Source organism: Pseudomonas sp. Pseusp49, from assembly GCF_059491875.1.
Window position 1 is genome coordinate 1,163,828 of record NZ_CP168514.1, and the last position, 21,159, is coordinate 1,184,986.

Genomic DNA, 21,159 nt, shown 5'->3' on the forward strand with positions numbered 1-21,159 from the left:
GGGGCGATCAGGTTTGGCTCAATGGCTCAGGCCGTACTTTTTCACTTTGTCGAACAGCGTGGTCTTGGCCATGCCCAGTTCCTGGCTGGCCTGGGTCAGGTTGCCGCCGCTGCGTTGCAAGGCATCGCTGAGCAGGTTGCGCTCGAAGGCTTCCACCGCTTCGGCAAACGCCAGGCCTTGATTGCTGCCGCCGGCACCGGTTTTCTTGAACGCCGGCAGGCCCAGGGCAAAGCGCTCGGCCACGTTGCGCAGCTCTCGCACGTTGCCCGGCCAGTCGTGGCTCATCAGGTTGGAAACGGTCTGGTTGTCCAGCTCCGGCACCGCGCGGTCGAAGCGCAGGGAAGACTGCTGCAGAAAGTGTTCGAACAGTTGCAGTATGTCTTCGCGGCGCTCGCGCAGCGGCGGCAGTTCCAGGGTCACCACGTTGAGGCGGTAGTACAGGTCGCTGCGGAATTCGCCGGCCTTGCTCGACTCGACGAGGTCGGATTTGGTCGCTGCGATAACGCGGCAATCCACCGCCACGCTCTGGTTCGAACCGAGGCGTTCGAGGGTGCGCTCCTGCAACACCCGCAGCAATTTGATCTGCAGGGGCAGGGGCATGCTTTCCACTTCGTCGAGGAACAGCGTGCCGCCGTCGGCGTGTTCGATCTTGCCGATCCGTCGTTTGCCCGCACCGGTAAAGGCGTTGGCTTCATGGCCGAAGATTTCGCTTTCGAAGAGGTTCTCCGGCAGGCCGCCGCAGTTCAAGGCAACGAACTGCTTGGTGTGCCGTCGACTGAAATCATGCAGGCAGCGCGCAACCAGTTCCTTGCCGGTGCCGGTCTCGCCTTCGATCAGCACGTTGGCCGACGTATCGGCGACGTTGGCGATCAGTTCCCGCAGGTTCTGCATGGCCGGCGAGCGCCCGATGATCCGCCCTTCGAGGGAGTCGCGCTCGGCCAGTTGCCGGCGCAGCGACGACACTTCCCGCGCCAGGCTGCGTTGCTCGAGGGCGCGGCGAGCCACGTCCACCAGGCGCTCCGGGGAGAACGGCTTTTCCATGAAGTCGTAGGCGCCTTTTTGCATCGCCCCGACGGCCATGGAGATGTCGCCGTGGCCGGTGATCAGCACCACCGGCAGGCTGCGGTCGCGCTCCTTGAGCCGGGTCAGCAACTCCAGGCCATCGATGCCCGGCAGGCGAATGTCGCTGACGACGATGCCGGCGAAGTTGTCGCCGACCCGTTCCAGGGCTTCTTCGGCGCTGCCCACCCCGATGCAGGGAATGTCTTCCAGGGTCAGCGCCTGCTGGCAGCCGAGCAGCACATGGGGGTCGTCTTCGACGATCAATACACTAAGGTCGTTGTTCATATTGGCTCGGCGGAAGTGGGGCTTACCAACGGTAAACTGAGGACGAATGCGGTACCACCGCTGGCCGGGTGCTCGACACCCAGGTGACCGCCGGTGGCGGCGGCCAGGCTGGCGGAAAGGGTCAGGCCAAGGCCCAGGCCCTGTTCGCCAGGTTTGGTGGTGAAGAAGGGTTCGAACAGGTGCTTGCGCGCTTCGGCGTCGATGCCGTGGCCATTGTCACGCACGCGCAGCCGGTATTTGCCATCGAAGGTTTCGCCTTCGAGCCATAGCTCGGGTTTAGGCTGCGCTTGCATCGCATCCAGGGCGTTGCCGATGAGGTTGACCAGAATCTGCTCCAGGCGGGTCTGGTCGATTTGCACCTGCACAGCGTCAAAATGGCGGTGCAATTGCAAAGGCGTGTTTTCCACCCGCGCGCCGTGCAATTGCAGGGCCGCGTCCACCGCTTTGCCAAGGCAGGCCTGCCCCTTGTCGTCACCGCGGCGGGCGAACGAGCGCAGGCTGGCGGTGATGCGGCCCATGCGGTCGATCAGTTCATTGATGGTCTTGAGGTTGGTGCTGGCGACGTCGAGCTGGCCGCGTTCGAGGAAGCGCACGGTATTGCCGGACAAGGTGCGCAGCGCCGCCAGCGGCTGGTTCAGTTCGTGGGCGATGCTGGTGGACATCTGGCCGATGGCCGCGAGTTTTCCGGCCTGTACCAGTTCGTCCTGGGCGCGGCGCAAGGTCTCTTCGGCGTGCCGGCGTTCGCGGATTTGCCCCTTGAGCCGTTCGTTGCTGGCGCGCAGGTCGGTGGTGCGTTCGGTAATCCGACGTTCCAGCTGGTTGTTGGCTTCCTGCAAGGCTTCCCGGGCCGCGAGGCGGGTGGCGATCACCTTGCGCCGCTCGTTCCAGGCGATCAACAGGAAGGCGCAGAGGGCAAACGCCACGGCCACCAGAATCCCCTGGTTGATCGCTTCGCGGCGCAAGTCCTGGAGCGGCGTGAGCAGGGTGAAATTCCACGGCGTATCGCTCAAGGGCCGGGTTTGCGACAGGTAGCTGATGTTTTCATCGTCGCGATCTTGTTGGAGCAGCAGTTCACTGTTGGCCGGGAACGTGAGTTTCTCCACGCCTTCGGACAGGGTTTCCCGGGCCAGCGGCTGCAGTTCGTTGAGCGGGAACCAGTAGTACTGCAGGCTGCGGGCGAGTTTTTCCTTGGTGTCTTCGCTCAGTGGCACCACCGATTTCAAGCGTCGGGCCGGATCGCTGGAGAGAATGATGATGCCGTTCTCGTCGCTGACGAAGGCTTCCAGGCGCGCGCGCTGCCAGCGCTCTTCCATGGCTTCGAGGCGCACCTTGACCACCGCGACGCCGATGATCTTGCCGTGTTCTTCCAGGCCATGGGCCAGGTAGTAACCGGGTTCGCCGTTGGTACTGCCGATGCCGTAGAAACGCCCCGGCTGACCGCGCACGGCGTTCTGGAAATAGGCGCGAAAGGACAGGTCTTCACCCAGGTAACTGTCGACATCGCGCCAGTTGCTGGTGGCCATGACGCGGCCGGTGGTGTCCATCACGTAGATGGCCCGACTGCGGCTGCGCCGGTTCAGGCCTTCGAGGTAATCGTTGACCGTTTGCCGGTGTTCCGGGGTCGGGTCGGCCAGCAACTGCGAAACACTGGTTTCGAGCTCAAGCAGGCTGGGCAGGTAAGTGTATTTGCTGATTTCGCTTTCGACGGCGCGGGCGTGCAGTTCCAGCTGACGCTGGCCGTTTTCGCTGAGGTTGCGAATGCCATAGTGCTCACTGATCCAGAAGCCGATGTAGCCCAGGCCGATCATCATGGCGATGATCAGTGGCGGCAGGAACAAATGACGAACCAGGCGGGGTTTCACGGCGAGTGATGGCGACGCTGCGCGATAAATATTAGGGTCGCATTTCATCACAGATGCCTTGGGTCAACCACCACTACCGCCTTGACGCGTCCTTGTAGGAGCTGCCGCAGGCTGCGATCTTTTTGATCTTGATCTTTTGTGACCGGACGATCGCCAGAATCAAAAGCAAGATCAAAAGATCGCAGCCTGCGGCAGCTCCTACAGGGGCGGCGGTGTGGCTTTAGTGCTGCAGAATCTTGTTGAGGAAGTGCTGCGTACGCTCGGCACGGTGGCTGATGTCGCCGAAGAACTCTTCTTTCTTGCAGTCTTCGATGATCTTGCCGGCGTCCATGAAGATCACCCGGTCGGCCACTTTACGGGCGAAGCCCATTTCGTGGGTCACGCACATCATGGTCATGCCTTCGTGGGCCAGTTGCACCATCACGTCGAGCACTTCGTTGACCATTTCCGGGTCCAGCGCCGAGGTCGGTTCGTCGAACAGCATGACGATCGGGTCCATCGCCAGCGCACGGGCAATCGCCACGCGCTGCTGCTGACCACCGGACAATTGGCCCGGGTGCTTGTGGGCGTGAGCCGAGAGGCCGACGCGCTCGAGCAGTTGCAGGCCTTTCTTGGTGGCTTCTTCCTTGCTGCGGCCCAATACCTTGATCTGCGCGATGGTCAGGTTCTCGGTGATGGTCAGGTGCGGGAACAGCTCGAAGTGCTGGAACACCATGCCCACGCGCGAACGCAGTTTCGGCAGGTTGGTCTTCGGGTCGGCAATGGAGGTGCCGTCGACCACGATGTCGCCCTTCTGGAAGGGTTCCAGGGCGTTGACGCACTTGATCAGGGTCGACTTGCCGGAACCGGATGGCCCGCACACCACGATCACTTCGCCTTTTTTGACCTCGGTGCTGCAATCAGTCAGAACCTGGAAGTCCCCATACCACTTGTTGATGCTTTTGATAGAGATCATACGGCGAACCTTTTTTGCAGACGCTTGACCAGCTGCGAGGCGGCAAAGCTGATGATGAAGTACACGAGACCCGCGAAAATCAGGAACTCATTGGAGCGGCCAATGATGTCGCCACTGGCGCGTGAAGCATTGAGGAAGTCCACCAGGCCGACGGCGTAGACCAGCGAGGTGTCCTGAAACAGGATGATGCTCTGTTGCAGCAACAGCGGCGTCATCTTGCGGAACGCCTGCGGCAGGATGATCAGGCGCATCATCTGGCCGTAGGACATGCCCAGGGCTTGGGCTGCGCCCATCTGGCCCTTGGGAATCGACTGCACGCCGGCTCGGACGATTTCGCAGAAGTACGCCGCTTCGAACATCATGAACGCCACGATGCACGAGGCGAACGCGCCGATCGGGGTGTCTTCGCCGGTGATCCAGCGCAACACGAACGGCACCGCCAGGTAGAACCAGGTGATCACCAGCAGCAACGGGATCGAGCGGAAGTAGTTGACGTAGGCGCCGGCCAGGTTCGACAGCAGTTTGCTGTGGGACAGGCGGCACAACGCCAGGATGGTGCCGAGGATGATCCCGCCGACCACGCCCATGGCCATCAGCTTGAGGGTCATCACCATGCCGTTCCACAGGCCCGGCAGGGACGGGATGATGCCCGAAAAATCGAATTCCATCATTTACCCCCTACGGAGATCAGGCCCGGTACGGCGACTTTCTTCTCGACCAGGCGCATCAGCAACATCAGGCTCATGTTCAAGGTGAAGTAGATCAGCGTGGCCAGGGTAAAGGCTTCAAACAGGTTGGCGGAGAACTCGGCGGTCTGTTTGGTCTGCGCAAGCAACTCCATCAAGCCGATCAGCGAGGCCACGGAGGTGTTCTTGAAGACGTTCAGGAACTCCGAGGTAAGCGGCGGAATGATGATCCGGTAAGCCTGGGGCAGCAGCACGTTCCAGTAGATCTGCGGCAGCTTGAAACCCATGGCGCGGGCCGCGGATTCCTGGCCTTTTGGCAGCGCCTGGATACCGGTGCGCACCTGTTCGCACACCCGGGCGGTGGTGAACAGGCCCAGGCACACGACGACGCTGAGGAAGGCCGAGGTGGTCGGGTTCAGGTCCTGCTTGTACCACTCTTGCAGGTCGGCCGGCAGCAGGTCGGGTACCAGGAAGTACCAGATGAACAGCTGAACCAGCAGCGGCACGTTACGGAAGAGTTCGACGTAGCAGGTGGCGATGCCCGATACGATGCGGTTCGGCACGGTACGCATGACGCCCAGGATCGAGCCCAGTGTCAGGGCGATGATCCAGGCCGCGATGGCGATGCCGATGGTCCAGCCCAGACCGGACACGTACCAGTCGAAATAGGTCTCGCTGCCCACGCCGGTGGACTTGAAGAACACGCCCCAGTCCCAGTTGTAATTCATTAGGGTCTCCCCTCGGATTCGATCGATGTACAAATGCCCGCTTGGGGGAAGCTCCGTTCCCGCCTGTCCTTGGGGGACAGGCACACGCGCTCGGCTCGACAGCCACCGGTTCGAGTGTTTCCAGAAATGCCAGCAGGGAGTGCATTCCCCTGAAAGGGCTACGGCCCTTTCAGGGGATAAGGTTAGTCAGAAATCAGGACTTCTTGTCGTCAGCCGCTTTATCGGTCGGATTGGCGATCAGGGCCTTGAGCTCGTCGCTCATCGGGAAGTTCAGGTTCAGGCCTTTTGGCGGGATTGGCTGCATGAACCATTTATCGTAGATCTTGTTGATTTCGCCCGATGCGTAGGTGGCCTTGATGGCGTCATCTACAGCCTTTTTGAACGGCTCGTCGCCTTTGCGCACCATGCAGCCGTAGATTTCGTAGGACTGTGGAGTGCCGGTCACGGCCCAGTCTTTTGCATTCTTGGCCTTGGCCGCTTCACCGGCCAGCAGGGCGTCGTCCATCATGAACGCAACGGCACGGCCGGTTTCCAGCATCTGGAAGGATTCGCCGTGGTCTTTGGCGGAGATGACGTTCATGCCCATCTGCTTGTCGGCGTTCATCGCCTTGAGGATGCGCTCGGACGTGGTGCCGGCGGTGGTCACGACGTTCTTGCCGGCCAGATCAGGGAAATCCTTGTACTTGGAGTCTGCCTTGGACAGCAGGCGAGTACCGATTTCGAAGATGCCGACGGAGAAGTCGACTTGCTGCTGACGCTCGACGTTGTTGGTGGTGGAACCGCACTCGAGGTCCACGGTGCCGTTCTGCACCAGCGGGATACGGGTTTGCGAAGTCACCAGGTTGTATTTGACCTGGAGGTTCGGCATGTCGAGGTCTTTTTTCAGGGCTTCGACGACTTTCAGCTGGATGTCGTGGGAGTAGCCGACCGGTTTGCCGGAAGCATCCGCAATATAGGAAAACGGAATGGAAGCGTCGCGATGGCCCAGGGTGATGGTGCCGGACTCTTTGATCTTCTTCAGGGTGCCGGTGAGTTCGGCGGCGAAAACCGGAGTGCTGATCAGAGCGGCAGCAATGGCTGCGCCCAGGATATGGGGAACGATGCGCATCAAATTTTCCTCGACTTTGTTTTTTTTATGGAGCCAGTTCATCGGCCCTTTTGTGCTGCAAAACACCTGAGCGCTACGATGAGTGGGCGCAAAGGACATTCGTCGAAGAAGTGTAGAGCATGACTCGTGCCAGACCAGCCGCTATTAGGCAAAGTATTGATTTATAAGGAAATTAAGTTTTTATTGCGTTGAAGTATCAGTGAAATGATCCGGTTAACCGAACCGACCAACAGGTCGCGTTCGGAAAACCGAATGGCGGATTGCCTGCATCGCTTTTTGTAGGAGCCGGCTTGCCGGCGATAGCGCTCTCAAGGGCGCCATCGCCGGCAAGCCGGCTCCTACGGGCAGACAGTCAGGGATATTTGCGCTTGTCCGCGGCTGGCGGGAAGTACTGGTACAACCAGGTTTCACTCAGCGTGCGGTCGTTGGTGCGGATGAACAGGCGCAGCTCGACGGGCTCCACGCTGTCATTGGTCGGGTACCAGTCAAACAGGACACGGTAACCCTTGATGTCATCGAGCTTGAGCACGCTGAAATCCTTGACCTCGCCGTTCGAGCAAGTGACCACCGGCTCGATGCCCGCGCCCTCGGGCAGGCGGTCCAGGCCGCCGCCGGTGAAGTCCACGGCAAAACGACGGGCCCAGACGGGCGGGTAATGCTCGCCCGGCGCCCAGCCTTCGGTGAAACCACCCATCCCGGAACGGGTGGCATTGACCCGCGCCAGCGGCGTGCCGACCGGTGGCAACGCGCTCCAGTAGAGCTTGTAGCCGTAGTTCAGCGAATCGCCGGCAGCCACCGGTTTCTTCGGAGTCCAGAAGGCGACGATGTTGTCCATGGTCTCGCCGGTGGTAGGGATTTCCAGCAGATCGACCGAGCCTTCGCCCCATGCGGTGGTCGGTTCGACCCACAGGCTCGGGCGGCGGCTGTACCAGTCGACGGTGTCCTGATAGCTGGCGAACTCGTGGTCGGTCTGCACCAGGCCGAAACCTTTCGGGTCCTTGTCGGCGAAGGCATTGAATTGCAGGGTCGCAGGGTTGTTCAGCGGGCGGCAGATCCACTCGCCGTTGCCGCGCCACATGGCCAGGCGGTCGGAGTCGTGGATTTGCGGGTGAATGGTGTCGCACATGCGGCGTTCGTGAGTACCGCAGCTGAACATGCTGGTCATCGGTGCGATGCCCAGTTGATCGATGGCGGTACGGGCGTTGACGTGGGCATCGACCTCCATCACCACGCGCTCGGCCTGGCAGTCGATATCGAAGCGGTAGGCACCGGTGGCGCTCGGCGAGTCGAGCAGGGCGTAGACCACGAAGCGGGTGCTGTCCTTGTCCGGTGTCTCGAACCAGAACTTGGTGAAATCGGGGAATTCTTCGCGCTTCTTGGCGTAGGTGTCGATGGCCAGGCCGCGGGCCGACAAACCGTACTGGCCGGTGGCGTCCACCGCACGGAAATAACTGGCGCCAAGGAAGGACACGACGTCGTGCTTGTCCAGCTCCGGGGCCTTGAACAACTTGAAGCCGGAGAAACCCAGGTCGCCCTTGAGCTGTGCGGTGTCGACCGTGGTGTTTTCATAGTTGAACAGCGACGGGCGGAAATGCACCTCGCGGGCCATCCGGGTTTTCGGGTCGACGCTGTACATGCGCACCGGCTGCTTGAAGCCCATGCCGACGTGGAAGAACTGCACGTCCAGTTGGCCCTTGAGTTCTTTCCACAACGAATGATTGCCGTCGTAGCGGATCGCATTGAAGTTCTGCGGCGTCATGGTCGCCAGGGTCGGCGGCAACTGTTGCTTGGTGTCCTGGTAGCGATTGCTGGCGAGCTGTTTGGCCTGGAGTTTCAGCGCCTCGAAATCGAATGCGCTGGCCTCGCCATCCGCGGTGTCGCCGCTGGCGGCCCAGGCTTGGGCGGCCAACAGACCCGTGGCGGACAAACCGGTGTAGGCCGCGATGGCCATGGAGGCTTTGAGCAAGTTCCTGCGGTGCATAAATACAACCTGTCGTGAGCAATCCCGCGCCGTTCCTGGCACGTGCTGGATCAGAAAAAACGGTTCGGACATGCCTTCGGCCAAACGCAACGGACTGTAGAACAGATGCCCGACAGCTTAAACCGTTCGATTGCAGAGCAAAATTGATTGATGGCACAGCGCCGGTTCGGCAATGAAACAAGACATGTCGGGAAACAATTCCGACAGGGGTTTCTGATTTACAGGGCATTTCTGCTTTTTTCGACTAATTACTCTAAAAACCGCTTTTCAGCGCCCGGAATATTTCTATTCTGTGCACATGACCGGTTTATGCCCTTCGGACCGGTGCGGTTCAGCGGGCACCCAGCGGCTGCTGAAAAAGGGATAGGGCGATGCGGTTTTTTGCAGTTTTCTTTGACGTATAGAGAAGGACATCGTCCATGTCGAAAGTACAAGGCATCACCGAAATGTTGGGAATCTTTCCGTGCCTGGCCATCGGGCGACGCAGGCGCCGGCTTAATAACGAGGAAATGAAACTGGTGGAGCGGTATAGGGAGTTGTCGGAGAGCGACAGGATCGCGATGAGGTATCTGGTGGATGCGATGAGGAGTGTTTCGAGGTTTTGAAGCAAATGGGGCATCCCGTTCTGGCTGGATGCCTTTTTTACCAATCCTGAGAGCGCTCGGATCGCTGATGCAGCACGCGCAGAACTTGTACCTGGCCTTGGGAAAATCGGTAGGGGGCGATAAAGGGAAAACGGCCAAGTACCAACTCTCGGACATCGGGCATGCCTGAAGGCCTGCCCGAGCCGGGAAACTGTTCCAATAGTTCAAGGGATTGCAAAATCGTGGAAATGATTTCGAAGGCGACTTTTGCGCCAACTACCTTTCGGTAGTGCTCATGGATGGCATCGAGATCGCTTTCGGCTTTTTCAGTCAGTACTACGCTCGGCACGTTTTGCCCACTTAGCCTTCACGGCATCCAGATCGGTGAGTTTCCCTGCGTCGGCATCGGCGATGCCGTCACTGATGGCTTGCAGATGCCAGGACTCGGCTTCCACATATCGAACCAATGCACGCTTGAGATGGTACTGACGATCTCTGTCGGTCGCCGCAGCCAATAAATCCAGCTGCTGAGCCAAATGTTCCTCGACGCGAAAAGACAAAACGGGTGAGGCCATGATGGCTCTCCTAAAGTGTATACGCTGTAAACGACGTAAACACCCTAGGCCGAGCCGGGGTTTTCGTCAACCGCAGGCGTGCATGGGCTATATGAAACTCTAGTGCGGCGAACACGAACGAGAGGGAAGGATGTGTTGCCAGATGCTAGCGCAACGAGATGGGGTTAACCGACTCAACGCCCGTCGGGGCGATATCCATGCTCAATCTTTATTGGTCTTTTTTTGATCGCCCCGGCATCACAACGGCACCGGGGCGAATGCCGTTACCGGCTGACTTTCCACGCATCGCCCGCCGGGGCGGTGCCGTGGTCATACGGTTTGGCGATCCACATGTAGAGCAGGCCCAGGCCAATCACGATGGCCGTGCTCAGTACCATGGCGTAGTTGATGTACCACGCTGCATCCGGTGTCCGTGGCCAGGCCATGTTGATAATGGCCCCGACACCATAGACCAGTGCGCCGATGTTCACCGCCCAGCCCCAGGCGCCGAGGGTGAATTTGCCGCTCGGTTTCCAGCCCTTCATGCGGGCGTACAGGGCCGCGAGCACGATCATCTGGAACGCCAGGTAGATGCCGATGGCCGCGAAGCTGACGATGGTGGCGACCGCATCCTGCAGGAAGAAACCGAGGATGATGATCAGCGCCGGCAGGACACCGGAGACGAACAACGCGGCAACCGGAACCTGCGTCGTAGGGGAAATCTTCTTCAGCAGTCGGCTGCCGATGACCATTTCGTCACGGGCGTAGGAATACAGCAGACGACTGGCCGCCGCTTGCAGGCTGATCACGCAGGAGATGAAGGAAATCATCACCACGCCCATCACCACTTTCGAACCCACCGGCCCGAACGCGTTGTTGAGGATGGTGCTGACCGGGTCCTTGTCGGTGCCATTGATCACCGCTTGCATGTCTGGCACGGCCAGGATCAGCGCCAGGCAGGCGAACATCGCCGCGATGCCGCCGATGTAGATGGTCATGCGCATCGCCACCGGGATCTGCTTGCTCGGGTTCGGGGTTTCTTCGGCCACGTCGCCGCAGGCCTCGAAACCGTAGTACAGGAACATCCCCGCCAGCGAAGCGGTAAGGAACGCCGGCAGGTACGAGCCGTCGACGCTGATATCGAAGGTGTTGAACAGCACGCTGATCGATTGATGACGCTCGAAGATCAGCAGGTAAACGCCCACGATGACTGCACCGACCAGTTCGCACAGGAAACCGAACATGGCGATGCGCGCAAGCACTTTGGTGCCGCTGAGGTTGACCAGGGTGGCGAACAGCGTCAGCACCAGGGCAATGACAATGTTGGTGTTGTTGTTCGGTTCAAAACCCATCATCGCGGCCAGGTACGGGCCGGCACCCACGGCTACCGCCGCGATGGTCACGCACAGGGCGATGGAGTAGATCCAGCCGACCATCCACGCCCAGCGCTTGCCCACCAGACGGCGGGCCCAGGGGTACACGCCGCCGGAAATCGGGAATTGCGAAACCACTTCGCCGAAGATCAGGCACACCAGCAGCTGGCCGCAACCGACCAGCAAGTAGGCCCAGAACATCGGTGGCCCGCCCGCGGCCAGGCACAGGCCGAACAGGGTATAAACCCCGACGACCGGGGACAGGTAGGTGAAGCCCAGGGCGAAGTTTTCCCACAGGCTCATGCTGCGATTGAAGTTGGAGGTGTAACCCAGTTTGCGCAGTTGCTCGGCATCGCTGTCGGCAAGGACTGCAGAGAGATCGGGTGATGCACTCATGTGTGATTGCTCCGGAAAATCGGCAGATTTCGGATGTCCGAAACCGTGGCGGGGCCTTGAGGGCACCGCCAGGATCGGTGGTTATTGTTTTTTGGTGTTGCGGTGAATCCTTGGTGTAAATCGCCGACATCATCCTTGTGTCTGCTGAAAAGATCGCAGCCTGCGGCAGCTCCTACAGGGTGTACGGCGCTCTTTGTAGGAGCTGCCGAAGCCTGCGATCTTTTCGCTGTTAATGCTTGAACATCACATGCCGCACGACGGTGTAATCCTCCAACCCATACATCGACATGTCCTTGCCATACCCGGACAACTTCTGCCCGCCGTGGGGCATTTCGCTGACCAGCATGAAGTGCGTATTCACCCAGGTGCAGCCGTACTGCAAGCGCGCCGACATCCGATGGGCGCGGCCGACATCGGTGGTCCACACGGAGGAGGCCAGGCCGTATTCCGAATCGTTGGCCCAACCCAGTACCTGCGCTTCATCGCTGAACCTGGTCACCGACACCACCGGCCCGAACACTTCGCGACGGACGATTTCGTCATCCTGCTGGGCATCGGCGAGCACCGTTGGTTCGAAGAAGAAACCATTGCCGTCCACCGCTTTACCGCCAGTGATCAGGCGAATGTGCGGTTGGGCGATGGCGCGTTCGACGAAACCGGCCACGCGGTCGCGGTGTTGGGCGGTGATCAGCGGGCCGAGTTCGGTCGACGGATCGTCCTGCAAGCCGTACTTGATGCTGCTGACGGCGGCGCCGAGTTTCTCGACGAATTTCTCGTAGATGCCTTCCTGGGCGTAGATGCGGCAGGCGGCGGTGCAGTCTTGCCCGGCATTGTAGAAACCGAAGGTGCGGATGCCTTCCACGGCAGCGTCGATGTCGGCGTCGTCGAAGATGATCACCGGGGCCTTGCCGCCCAGTTCCATGTGCATGCGTTTGACGCTGTCGGCGGTGCTGGAAATGATGTTCGAACCGGTGGCGATCGAACCGGTCAGCGACACCATGCGCACTTTCGGGTGAGTGACCAATGGGCTGCCGACGCTAGGACCGCGGCCGAACACCAGGTTGAGCACGCCAGCCGGGAAGATGTCCGCCGCCAGTTCGGCCAGGCGCAGGGCGGTCAGCGGGGTCTGTTCCGACGGCTTGAGCACCACGGTGTTGCCGGCGGCCAGGGCCGGGGCGATTTTCCAGGCGACCATCATCAGCGGGTAGTTCCACGGTGCGATGGAGGCGATCACGCCCACCGGGTCGCGGCGGATCATCGAAGTGTGGCCCGGCAGGTATTCGCCACCGGCCGAACCGCTCATGCAACGGCTGGCGCCGGCGAAGAAGCGGAACACGTCGGCAATCGCCGGGATCTCGTCGTTCAGCGCGGCGCTGTAAGGTTTGCCGCAGTTGTCCGATTCCAGTTTGGCCAGCTCTTCGCCGTGGGCCTCGATGGCATCGGCAAGTTTGAGCAACAGCAGCGAACGCTCTTTCGGCGGGGTCTGCGACCAGCTGTCGAAGGCGGCGTCGGCGGCGCGCACGGCGGCATCGACCTGGGCTTCGCTGGCTTCGTTGATTTCCACCAGCACACGACCCAGCGCGGGGTTGAACACCGGTTGGGCGGGGCCTTCGCCGTCGAGTAGTTGGCCGTTGATCAAGAGTTTGGTTTGCATGGCTTTGTCCTCTTACAGACGAATATTTTTCTGTGGAAACCGGCCCCTGTAGGAGCTGCCGCAGGCTGCGATCTTTTGATTTTTATCTTCAAAAACAAGATCAAAAGATCGCAGCCTTCGGCAGCTCCTACAGAGGTAACGAGTTATTGATTTATTTCCCGCCACTGCCCGCAACGCTTTCGCCGCCACGGGTCAGGTAATAGGCGCCGAGGATCGGCAGCATGGTCACGATCATCACCAGCATCGCCACGACGTTGGTCACCGGCACGTCCCGTGGGCGGCTGAGCTGGTTGAGCAGCCACAGCGGCAGGGTCCGTTCATGGCCGGCGGTGAAGGTGGTGACGATGATTTCGTCGAACGACAGGGCAAACGCCAGCATGCCGCCGGCCAGCAACGCCGAACCGAGGTTCGGCAGGATGATGTAGCGGAAGGTCTGCCAGCCGTCGGCGCCGAGGTCCATCGAGGCCTCGATCAAACTGTGGGACGTACGGCGCAAGCGGGCGATGACGTTGTTGTAGACGATCACCACGCAGAAGGTCGCGTGGCCGACGATGATGGTGAACATCCCCGGCTCGATGCCCAGTGTCTTGAAGGTCGCCAGCAACGCGATCCCGGTGATGATCCCCGGCAGGGCGATCGGCAGGATCAGCATCAGCGAGATGCCTTGCTTGCCGAAGAAGTCCCGGCGGTACAGTGCCGCTGAAGCCAGCGTGCCAAGAACCATGGCGATCAGTGTGGCAATCGAGGCGATCTGCAACGACAGCTTGATGGCTTCGAGCACGTCCGGCCGGGAGAACGCCACGCCGATCCACTTCAGGGTGAAGCCCTTGGGCGGAAAGCTGAACGCCGCGTCTTCGGTGTTGAAGGCGTACAGGAAGATGATCAGGATCGGGAAGTGCAGGAACACCAACCCGCCCCAGGCGGCAATGCGCAGGCCCAGGGAAGCTTTTTCAGAGTGCATCGAAGGCCCCCAGACGTTTGACGATGGACAGGTAGATGGCGATCAGCACGATCGGCACCAGGGTGAACGCGGCAGCCATGGGCATGTTGCCGATGGCGCCTTGCTGGGCGTAGACCATGCTGCCGACGAAGTAGCCGGGCGGGCCGACCAGTTGCGGCACGATGAAGTCGCCCAGGGTCAGCGAGAAGGTGAAGATCGAACCGGCGGCAATGCCCGGGATCGACAGTGGCAGAATCACTTGCATGAAGGTCTGGCGCGGCTTGGCCCCGAGGTCGGCGGAGGCTTGCAGCAGCGAGGGCGGCAGGCGTTCCAGCGAAGCCTGGATCGGCAGGATCATGAACGGCAGCCAGATGTAGACGAACACCATGAAGCGTCCCAGGTGCGAGGTCGACAAGGTGCTGCCGCCAACGCCCGGAATGCCCAGTACGAATTGCAGGACCGGTTCCAGCCCCAGGTGCTGCACGAACCACTGCGCCACGCCACCCTTGGCCAGCAGCAAGGTCCAGGCGTATGCCTTGACGATGTAACTGGCCCACATCGGCATCATCACCGCGATGTAGAAAAACGCCTTGGTCTTGCCCGTGGTGTAGCGCGCCATGTAGTAGGCAATCGGGAATGCGACGATGGCGCTGGCAATCGACACGACAATCGCCATGCCCAGGGTGCGCAGGATGATGTCGAAGTTCGACGGCTGGAACAGCGCGGTGAAGTTCGCCAGGGTCAGGTCGGGGGTGACCGCCATGGTGAAGTCATCGAAGGTGTAGAAACCTTGCCACAGCAGCACCAGCAATGAGCCCAGGTAGATCGCGCCGAACCACAGCAGCGGCGGTACCAGCAATAGCGACAGGTAAAAATTCGGCCGGCGATACAGCAGGTTGGAAAACCTGCGCAGCAGCGAGCCGCTGGCCGGAGATTGAGGGATAGCTACGGTGTTCATCTCACACCCCGCCTGCAACGGTGTCGTGCAACGGGATCATGGCTTCGCGTGCCCAACGTGCGCTGATGCGCTGACCGGTCTGGTGTTGCGCACTGGTGTCCAGCCACTGGTTGTTGGCCTTACTGATGTTCAAGGTCTGGCCGTTTTCCAGTTTCAGTTCATAGCGGGTGGCGCTGCCCTGGTACTGGATGTCGTGGAGCAAGCCGGTGACTTCGATTTCGTGGCTGGCCAGCGGGCCTTCGGCGAAACGCACGTGTTCCGGGCGAATCGAGAACGGCTGCGGATTGCCACTGATTTGCTTCGCCAGATCACCGCGGATCACGTTGGAGGTGCCGACGAATTCGGCGACGAAGGTAGTCGCCGGTTTCATGTACAGGTTGCGCGGGCTATCGACTTGTTCGATGCGGCCCTTGTTGAATACCGCCACGCGGTCGGACATCGACAGTGCTTCGGTCTGGTCGTGGGTGACGAAGATGAAGGTGATGCCGAGCTGGCGCTGCAGTTTTTTCAGCTCGCTCTGCATTTGCTCGCGCAGTTTCAGGTCGAGTGCACCGAGTGGCTCGTCGAGCAGGAGTACGCGAGGACGGTTGACCAGGGCGCGGGCCAGGGCCACACGCTGGCGCTGACCGCCGGAGAGCTGCACCGGCTTGCGATCGCCGTAGCCGCCGAGGGCCACCATATCGAGCGCTTCTTCGGCGCGCTTCAGGCGTTCGGCCTTGCCCACGCCTTTGACTTTCAAACCGTAGGCGACGTTGTCGCGAACGTTCATGTGCGGGAACAGCGCGTAATCCTGGAACACGGTGTTCACGTCACGCTGGTACGGCGGCAGGCCGGCGGCCTCTTCGCCATGAATACGGATGGAGCCTGCGCTCGGTTGTTCAAAACCGGCAATCAGGCGCAAACAGGTGGTCTTGCCCGAGCCGGAAGGCCCCAGCATGGAGAAGAACTCGCCGTCCTGGATATCGATGGAAACCCGGTCTACGGCTTTCACTTCGCCGAATTGACGGGAAACGTTGGTGAACTGGACTGCAAGCGTCATGGTGCGGTGCTCCAAAAAGGCGCGTTTTCTAAAAATTTGAATCAGTTGTGGCATCGAAAAGATCGCAGCCTTCGGCAGCTCCTACAGGATTTGCAGAAGGCTTCGGATCTTCGGCGCCTGCGGTCGCTGTAGGAGCTGCCGCAGGCTGCGATCTTTTGATCTTGAGAAGAGGGCTTAACGGCCGCCCATGATCGCGATGTAGTCCTGGGTCCAGCGGCTGTACGGCACGAACTTGCCGCCTTCAGCCTGCGGGGTTTTCCAGAAGGCGATCTTGTCGAACTGGTCGAAACCGTTGGTCTTGCAGCCTTCGGCGCCGAGCAGTTCGCTCTCCTTGCACGCCGCAGGGACCGCTGGCAGCGAGCCGAACCACGCCGCTACGTCGCCCTGGACTTTCGGTTGCAGCGACCAGTCCATCCACTTGTAGGCGCAGTTCGGGTGCTTGGCCTCGGTGTGCATCATGGTGGTGTCGGCCCAACCGGTGGCGCCTTCTTTCGGGATGGTCGAGGCGATTGGCTGTTTCTCGTTCATCAGGCCGTTGACCTGATACGGCCACGCGCCGGAGGCGACCACGCCTTCGTTCTTGAAGTCACTCATTTGCACGGTGGTGTCGTGCCAGTAGCGGTGGATCAACGGCTGCTGGGCGCGCAGCAGGTCGAGCACGGCCTTGTACTGGGCTTCGGTCAGTTCGTACGGGCTCTGGATGCCCAGCTCCGGTTTGGCGGTCTTGAGGTACAGCGCCGCGTCGGCGATGTAGATCGGGCCGTCATAGGCTTGCACGCGACCCTTGTTCGGCTTGCCGTCCGGCAGGTTTTCGGCATTGAACAGCACGCCCCAGGTGGTCGGCGCGGTCTTGAACACGTTGGTGTTGTACATCAGCACGTTCGGGCCCCACTGATACGGGGTGCCGTAAGTCTGCTTGTTGACCACGTACCAGGGTGCATCCTTGAGGCGCGGGTCGAGGTTTTTCCAGTTCGGGATCAACGCGGTGTTGATCGGCTGCACACGCTTGCCGACGATCAGGCGCAGCGAGGCGTCGCCCGACGCCGTCACCAGATCGTAACCACCCTTGGCCATCAGGCTGACCATTTCATCGGAAGTGGCCGCGGTCTTGACGTTGACCTTGCAGCCGGTTTCCTTCTCGAAACCGGTCACCCAGTCGTAGGCCTTGTCGCTCTCGCCACGTTCGATGTAGCCAGGCCAGGCCACAATATCCAGTTGGCCCTCGCCCGCCCCGACAGCTTTGAGCGGCTCGGCGGCCTGGAGGCTGGCACTGGCCAGCAGCGCGGTGGTGATTGCACTGAGCAGTGCGGTCTTGTGCACGAACATGGGACACACCTCTTTGTCTTTTAGGTTTTTGTTAAGAGTAGCTGCAAGCGGCAAGCTTCAAGCTGCAAGGAACAGCGATCTGCTTTGGCTTGTAGCTTGTAGCTTGCCGCTTAAAGCTCCTGTCCATGCCGTGCCATGATGTGCCGCACCACGCTGTAGTCCTGAAGCGAATCGCTGGACAGGTCCTTGCCGTAGCCCGAACGCTTCAGGCCGCCATGGGGCATTTCGCTGACCAGCATGAAATGGCTGTTGATCCAGGTGCAGCCGTACTGCAGGCGCGCCGCGACCTGCATGGCCTTGTCGAGGTTCTGGGTCCAGACCGACGACGCCAGGCCGTATTCCGAATCGTTGGCCCAGTCCACCGCTTGTTCCAGTTCATCGAAACGGGTCACGGTGACCACCGGTCCGAACACTTCGCGCTGGACGATCTCATCGCTTTGCTTGCAGCCGGCCAACAGGGTCGGCTGGTAATAGAAGCCGGCGCCGGAATGCACTGCCGCACCGGTCACCCGCTCGATGTGTGGCTGACCGAGGGCGCGTTCGACAAAGCTGGCCACGCGGTCGCGCTGGCGGGTGCTGATCAGTGGGCCGATTTCGTTGTCGGCGTCGCGTTTTCCGGCGAAGCGCAGGCTGCTGACGGCCGCGCCGAGCTCGGCCACCAGACGGTCGTGAATCCCGGCCTGGGCATAAATGCGGCAAGCGGCGGTGCAGTCCTGGCCGGCGTTGTAGTAGCCATAAGTGCGCACACCTTCGACCACGGCCTGAATGTCGGCATCGTTGCAGACGATCACCGGAGCCTTGCCGCCGAGTTCGAGGTGGGTACGCTTGAGGGTTTTCGAGGCGGCCTGGAGGATTTTCTGCCCGGTGACGATATCGCCGGTCAGCGACACCATGCGCACTTTAGGGTGGCTCACCAGGTGGCTGCCGACGCCTTCGCCACCCCCGCAAACGATGTTGATCACACCCCGTGGCAGGATCTCGGCCAGCGCGGGTGCCAGGGCCAGGATCGACAACGGCGTATGTTCCGACGGCTTGAACACCAGGGTGTTGCCGGCGGCGAGGGCCGGGGCGATTTTCCACGCGGCCATCATGATCGGGTAGTTCCACGGCGCAATCGATGCCACCACCCCGATAGGATCGCGGCGCACCATGCTGGTGTAGCCCGGCAGGTATTCGCCGCTGAGCTGGCCGGTCTGGCAGCGCACGGCGCCGGCGAAGAAGCGGAACACGTCGACCGTGGCACTCAGGTCATCCTGACGAGCCAGGTGCAGCGGCTTGCCACAGTTCATGGATTCGAGGCGGGCCAGCAGGTCGGCGTTTTTTTCGATGGCGTTGGCGATGTCCAGCAACAGGTTCGAACGTTGCTGTGGCGTGGTCCGTGACCAGCCGGCAAAGGCGCGGTGGGCGGCGAGGATCGCGGCTTCGACTTGCTCGGTGCTGGCTTCGGCGATTTGCGTGATGATTTCGCCAGTGGCCGGGTTGAGAATCGGCTCGACACAGCCTTGACCGGCGACTAATTCACCATCGATCAACAATGCGGTGAACAACGGGGTCTGCGCGCCGGCCATTTTTCGGGTTCTCTTTTCTTGTGTGGCCATGGTGTTCCCAGTGGTTGGGACCCGGCCGTCTTATATAGATGTAACAAGACTAGTTCGCGGGCCCGAGGACAACAAATACTAAATACTGAAGGTGGCGTTCGATTAAATAGATGGCTTGCGCCCGCCATGGGGTTGTTCGCGAGCGACCGTCAGGAACGGGTCCACCAGCGCCGGCCGGGCCGTGCCGCGACGCCAGGCGAGGCCGACATCCAGGGTCTGGCTGAGGTCGGCAATCGGCCGCGCTTCGATGATGTCGCCCTCAAGCGACCACGGGCGATAGGTCATGTCGGGCTGGATCGACACGCCCAAGCCGGCAGCCACCAGGCTTCGCACCGCTTCGGTCGAGGCCGTGCGCAGGGTGATGCGCGGTTGCAGCGAGGCGGCGGACCACATGCGTTGGGCGTTGCGGTCCATTTCGTCGACGTTCAGTTGAATCAATGGCTCGCGGGCCACATCGGCGAGGTTGATGCTGTCGTGTTCCAGCAAGGGATGCTGGGCCGGCAGCCATAGCCGGTGCGGCGAGTGGGTCAGCACTTCGGTCTGCAGAGCGTGACGGTCTTCGAGGTTGGAGAGGATCAGCACGCCGACATCGATCTCGCCGCTGACCAGCAAATGCTCGATGTACGGGCGCTCGTCTTCCATCACGCGGATTTCCACGTTGGGGTAGGCGCGCTGGAAACGGGTGAGCAAGTCCGCCAGGTAATAACCGGCCACCAGGCTGGTCACGCCGACGATCAATTGCCCGGCGACCTGGTCGGTGCTCTGTTGCAGGCTGCGCTTGGCGTTGTCCACGGTGGCCAGGATTAAGTGCGCCTGGCGCAGGAATTGATGGCCCTGGTGGGTCAGGGTCATGCCCTTGGCGTGGCGGCTGAACAGGCTGACGCCGATTTCCTCCTCCAGTTGCTGGATCGCCAGGGTCAGGGTCGACTGGGAAATGAACGCGGTTTGCGCGGCGGCGGAGATCGAACCGGTCTCGGCCACAGCGATGAAATGGCGGATCTGACGCAAGGTCATCATGGGGAAGCACCCGGTGGGCAGTTTTTATCGATTTACTGGAGTGTATATCTTTTTTTTCGATGGTCAGCGCCAGGTGGCCTGACGATGCAACATCTGGAAGCACTCTCGCGCACGGGGCGTCGGCACTTTCGATCTAGGCTGGTGCCCTTGATTTCAGGTTAAACGTCCTGTGGAGGCAGCAAATGAACACCCGTGGATTGCTCGATCAACTACTCAAGTCCGGCCAGGACCTGCTGCAGAACAAGGCCGGCGGCTCACAGCAAAAGGGCGCGAGCGGTGGCACCTGTGCCCTCGGCGGTTTGCTCTCAGGCGCGAGCGGCGGGGCATTGGCGGCAGGCGCCATGGGCTTGCTGCTCGGCAGCAAGAAGGCCCGCAAGGTCGGCGGCAAGGTGGCGGTCTACGGCGGCCTCGCCGCGTTGGGCGTGCTGGCCTACAAGGCCTACGGCAACTGGCAGGCCCAGCAGGGCACAGCGCCGGAAACCGAACCGCAAACCCTCGACCGCTTGCCTGCCGCGCAAGTCGAGCAGCACAGCCAGGCGATTCTCAAGGCGCTGGTGGCCGCGGCCAAGGCTGACGGGCACGTCGACGAACGTGAGCGCGCACTGATCGAGGGCGAGTTCATCAAGCTCGACAATGACCAGGAGCTGCAACACTGGCTGCACGCCGAACTCAACAAACCGCTGGACCCCGCCGACGTCGCCCGTGCCGCGCGCACGCCGGAGACCGCCGCCGAGATGTACATCGCGAGTGTGATGATGGTCGACGAGGAGAACTTCATGGAGAAGTCCTACCTGGATGAACTGGCGCGGCAACTCAAGCTGGAGCCGGGGTTGAAGGCTGAACTGGAGAAGCAGGTGCGCCAGGCTTCGATGTAATTGTGGGAGCTGGCTTGCCAGCGAAGGCGGTCATTCAGTCAGTAATCGGTTGTCTGACACGACGCTTTCGCTGGCAAGCCAGCTCCCACAGGTCCTCGTTTTCAGTCGCGCCACATCCCCAATGGCCGATCCATCGCCCGATTCTACCCAATCACCCCTAACACCCCTTCCCTCAATT

At 60.9% G+C, this 21,159-nt stretch carries 19 protein-coding genes; 2 read left to right on the top strand and 17 right to left on the bottom strand.

Going from position 1 to position 21,159, the window contains the following annotated elements; translation table 11 throughout:
* Positions 1-18: 18 nt before the first annotated feature.
* The 7 genes from aauR to ACEN83_RS05040 all read right to left on the bottom strand — a co-directional run bounded on the left by aauR (position 19) and on the right by ACEN83_RS05040 (position 8,667).
* The gene (gene aauR / locus ACEN83_RS05010; protein ID WP_218476404.1) at positions 19-1,347 is read right to left on the bottom strand and encodes a two-component response regulator AauR; all 1,329 of its coding nucleotides are present in this window, start codon (positions 1,345-1,347) and stop codon (positions 19-21) included.
* A complete protein-coding gene (gene aauS, locus ACEN83_RS05015) occupies positions 1,344-3,257 on the bottom strand; it encodes a two-component sensor histidine kinase AauS (protein ID WP_495579671.1) in 1,914 nt (637 codons plus the stop codon). The genes aauR and aauS overlap by 4 nt, the downstream gene beginning before the upstream one ends.
* Positions 3,258-3,429: 172 nt before the next feature.
* Complete coding sequence (locus tag ACEN83_RS05020) at positions 3,430-4,164, bottom strand: amino acid ABC transporter ATP-binding protein (protein WP_007975082.1); 735 nt, start codon at positions 4,162-4,164, stop codon at positions 3,430-3,432.
* Entirely contained in the window at positions 4,161-4,832 is a 672-nt protein-coding gene (locus tag ACEN83_RS05025) for an amino acid ABC transporter permease (RefSeq protein ID WP_218485989.1), read from the bottom strand. Before ACEN83_RS05025 ends, ACEN83_RS05020 begins: the two co-directional genes overlap by 4 nt.
* Positions 4,832-5,578 carry an amino acid ABC transporter permease gene (locus ACEN83_RS05030; RefSeq protein ID WP_007975080.1) on the bottom strand — a complete coding sequence of 249 codons (747 nt, stop codon included), beginning with the start codon at positions 5,576-5,578 and terminating at the stop codon, positions 4,832-4,834. The genes ACEN83_RS05025 and ACEN83_RS05030 overlap by 1 nt, the downstream gene beginning before the upstream one ends.
* Positions 5,579-5,771: 193 nt before the next feature.
* The gene (locus ACEN83_RS05035; RefSeq protein ID WP_495579672.1) at positions 5,772-6,686 is read right to left on the bottom strand and encodes a glutamate/aspartate ABC transporter substrate-binding protein; all 915 of its coding nucleotides are present in this window, start codon (positions 6,684-6,686) and stop codon (positions 5,772-5,774) included.
* A gap of 352 nt (positions 6,687-7,038) precedes the next feature.
* Positions 7,039-8,667, bottom strand: coding sequence for a glucan biosynthesis protein D (locus tag ACEN83_RS05040; protein ID WP_495579673.1), 1,629 nt, complete (start codon positions 8,665-8,667; stop codon positions 7,039-7,041).
* Positions 8,668-9,086: 419 nt separating this feature from the next.
* Between ACEN83_RS05040 and ACEN83_RS05045 the strand changes: the two genes are divergently transcribed.
* Positions 9,087-9,272, top strand: coding sequence for a hypothetical protein (locus ACEN83_RS05045; protein ID WP_007975077.1), 186 nt, complete (start codon positions 9,087-9,089; stop codon positions 9,270-9,272).
* Positions 9,273-9,309: 37 nt separating this feature from the next.
* Here ACEN83_RS05045 and ACEN83_RS05050 read toward each other — a convergent pair whose 3' ends face one another.
* The 10 genes from ACEN83_RS05050 to ACEN83_RS05095 all read right to left on the bottom strand — a co-directional run bounded on the left by ACEN83_RS05050 (position 9,310) and on the right by ACEN83_RS05095 (position 20,106).
* A complete protein-coding gene (locus ACEN83_RS05050; protein WP_493726911.1) occupies positions 9,310-9,600 on the bottom strand; it encodes a type II toxin-antitoxin system RelE/ParE family toxin in 291 nt (96 codons plus the stop codon).
* Complete coding sequence (locus ACEN83_RS05055; protein WP_218501196.1) at positions 9,578-9,826, bottom strand: CopG family ribbon-helix-helix protein; 249 nt, start codon at positions 9,824-9,826, stop codon at positions 9,578-9,580. The genes ACEN83_RS05050 and ACEN83_RS05055 overlap by 23 nt, the downstream gene beginning before the upstream one ends.
* Positions 9,827-10,089: 263 nt before the next feature.
* Positions 10,090-11,574 (bottom strand): APC family permease, encoded by a 1,485-nt coding sequence (locus tag ACEN83_RS05060; protein WP_116581964.1) that lies wholly within the window; start codon positions 11,572-11,574, stop codon positions 10,090-10,092.
* Between the two features lie 229 nt (positions 11,575-11,803).
* Positions 11,804-13,228, bottom strand: a complete 1,425-nt coding sequence (locus ACEN83_RS05065; protein ID WP_495579674.1) for a gamma-aminobutyraldehyde dehydrogenase — start codon at positions 13,226-13,228, stop codon at positions 11,804-11,806.
* Positions 13,229-13,379: 151 nt separating this feature from the next.
* The gene (locus ACEN83_RS05070; protein ID WP_102699051.1) at positions 13,380-14,189 is read right to left on the bottom strand and encodes an ABC transporter permease; all 810 of its coding nucleotides are present in this window, start codon (positions 14,187-14,189) and stop codon (positions 13,380-13,382) included.
* A complete protein-coding gene (locus tag ACEN83_RS05075) occupies positions 14,179-15,126 on the bottom strand; it encodes an ABC transporter permease (protein WP_007975063.1) in 948 nt (315 codons plus the stop codon). The genes ACEN83_RS05070 and ACEN83_RS05075 overlap by 11 nt, the downstream gene beginning before the upstream one ends.
* A 1-nt stretch (position 15,127) precedes the next feature.
* On the bottom strand, positions 15,128-16,165 hold the full coding sequence (locus tag ACEN83_RS05080; RefSeq protein WP_218485964.1) for an ABC transporter ATP-binding protein: 1,038 nt from the start codon (positions 16,163-16,165) through the stop codon (positions 15,128-15,130).
* Between the two features lie 174 nt (positions 16,166-16,339).
* The gene (gene ydcS / locus ACEN83_RS05085) at positions 16,340-17,491 is read right to left on the bottom strand and encodes a putative ABC transporter substrate-binding protein YdcS (RefSeq protein ID WP_116581966.1); all 1,152 of its coding nucleotides are present in this window, start codon (positions 17,489-17,491) and stop codon (positions 16,340-16,342) included.
* A 110-nt stretch (positions 17,492-17,601) separates the two neighbouring features.
* Positions 17,602-19,089 carry a gamma-aminobutyraldehyde dehydrogenase gene (locus ACEN83_RS05090; RefSeq protein ID WP_495579675.1) on the bottom strand — a complete coding sequence of 496 codons (1,488 nt, stop codon included), beginning with the start codon at positions 19,087-19,089 and terminating at the stop codon, positions 17,602-17,604.
* Between the two features lie 102 nt (positions 19,090-19,191).
* Positions 19,192-20,106, bottom strand: coding sequence for a LysR family transcriptional regulator (locus tag ACEN83_RS05095; RefSeq protein WP_007975056.1), 915 nt, complete (start codon positions 20,104-20,106; stop codon positions 19,192-19,194).
* Positions 20,107-20,288: 182 nt separating this feature from the next.
* Between ACEN83_RS05095 and ACEN83_RS05100 the strand changes: the two genes are divergently transcribed.
* A complete protein-coding gene (locus ACEN83_RS05100) occupies positions 20,289-20,981 on the top strand; it encodes a tellurite resistance TerB family protein (RefSeq protein ID WP_495579676.1) in 693 nt (230 codons plus the stop codon).
* Positions 20,982-21,159 lie beyond the last annotated feature (178 nt).

Excerpts from the sequence above, each read along its gene's own strand:
- aauR (WP_218476404.1), bottom strand. The coding sequence starts at position 1,347 with ATGAACAACGACCTTAGTGTATTGATCGTCGAAGACGACCCCCATGTG.
- aauS (WP_495579671.1), bottom strand. The coding sequence starts at position 3,257 with ATGAAATGCGACCCTAATATTTATCGCGCAGCGTCGCCATCACTCGCC.
- ACEN83_RS05020 (WP_007975082.1), bottom strand. The coding sequence starts at position 4,164 with ATGATCTCTATCAAAAGCATCAACAAGTGGTATGGGGACTTCCAGGTT.
- ACEN83_RS05025 (WP_218485989.1), bottom strand. The coding sequence starts at position 4,832 with ATGGAATTCGATTTTTCGGGCATCATCCCGTCCCTGCCGGGCCTGTGG.
- ACEN83_RS05030 (WP_007975080.1), bottom strand. The coding sequence starts at position 5,578 with ATGAATTACAACTGGGACTGGGGCGTGTTCTTCAAGTCCACCGGCGTG.
- ACEN83_RS05035 (WP_495579672.1), bottom strand. The coding sequence starts at position 6,686 with ATGCGCATCGTTCCCCATATCCTGGGCGCAGCCATTGCTGCCGCTCTG.
- ACEN83_RS05040 (WP_495579673.1), bottom strand. The coding sequence starts at position 8,667 with ATGCACCGCAGGAACTTGCTCAAAGCCTCCATGGCCATCGCGGCCTAC.
- ACEN83_RS05045 (WP_007975077.1), top strand. The coding sequence starts at position 9,087 with ATGTCGAAAGTACAAGGCATCACCGAAATGTTGGGAATCTTTCCGTGC.
- ACEN83_RS05055 (WP_218501196.1), bottom strand. The coding sequence starts at position 9,826 with ATGGCCTCACCCGTTTTGTCTTTTCGCGTCGAGGAACATTTGGCTCAG.
- ACEN83_RS05060 (WP_116581964.1), bottom strand. The coding sequence starts at position 11,574 with ATGAGTGCATCACCCGATCTCTCTGCAGTCCTTGCCGACAGCGATGCC.
- ACEN83_RS05065 (WP_495579674.1), bottom strand. The coding sequence starts at position 13,228 with ATGCAAACCAAACTCTTGATCAACGGCCAACTACTCGACGGCGAAGGC.
- ACEN83_RS05070 (WP_102699051.1), bottom strand. The coding sequence starts at position 14,189 with ATGCACTCTGAAAAAGCTTCCCTGGGCCTGCGCATTGCCGCCTGGGGC.
- ACEN83_RS05075 (WP_007975063.1), bottom strand. The coding sequence starts at position 15,126 with ATGAACACCGTAGCTATCCCTCAATCTCCGGCCAGCGGCTCGCTGCTG.
- ACEN83_RS05080 (WP_218485964.1), bottom strand. The coding sequence starts at position 16,165 with ATGACGCTTGCAGTCCAGTTCACCAACGTTTCCCGTCAATTCGGCGAA.
- ydcS (WP_116581966.1), bottom strand. The coding sequence starts at position 17,491 with ATGTTCGTGCACAAGACCGCACTGCTCAGTGCAATCACCACCGCGCTG.
- ACEN83_RS05090 (WP_495579675.1), bottom strand. The coding sequence starts at position 19,089 with ATGGCCACACAAGAAAAGAGAACCCGAAAAATGGCCGGCGCGCAGACC.
- ACEN83_RS05095 (WP_007975056.1), bottom strand. The coding sequence starts at position 20,106 with ATGATGACCTTGCGTCAGATCCGCCATTTCATCGCTGTGGCCGAGACC.
- ACEN83_RS05100 (WP_495579676.1), top strand. The coding sequence starts at position 20,289 with ATGAACACCCGTGGATTGCTCGATCAACTACTCAAGTCCGGCCAGGAC.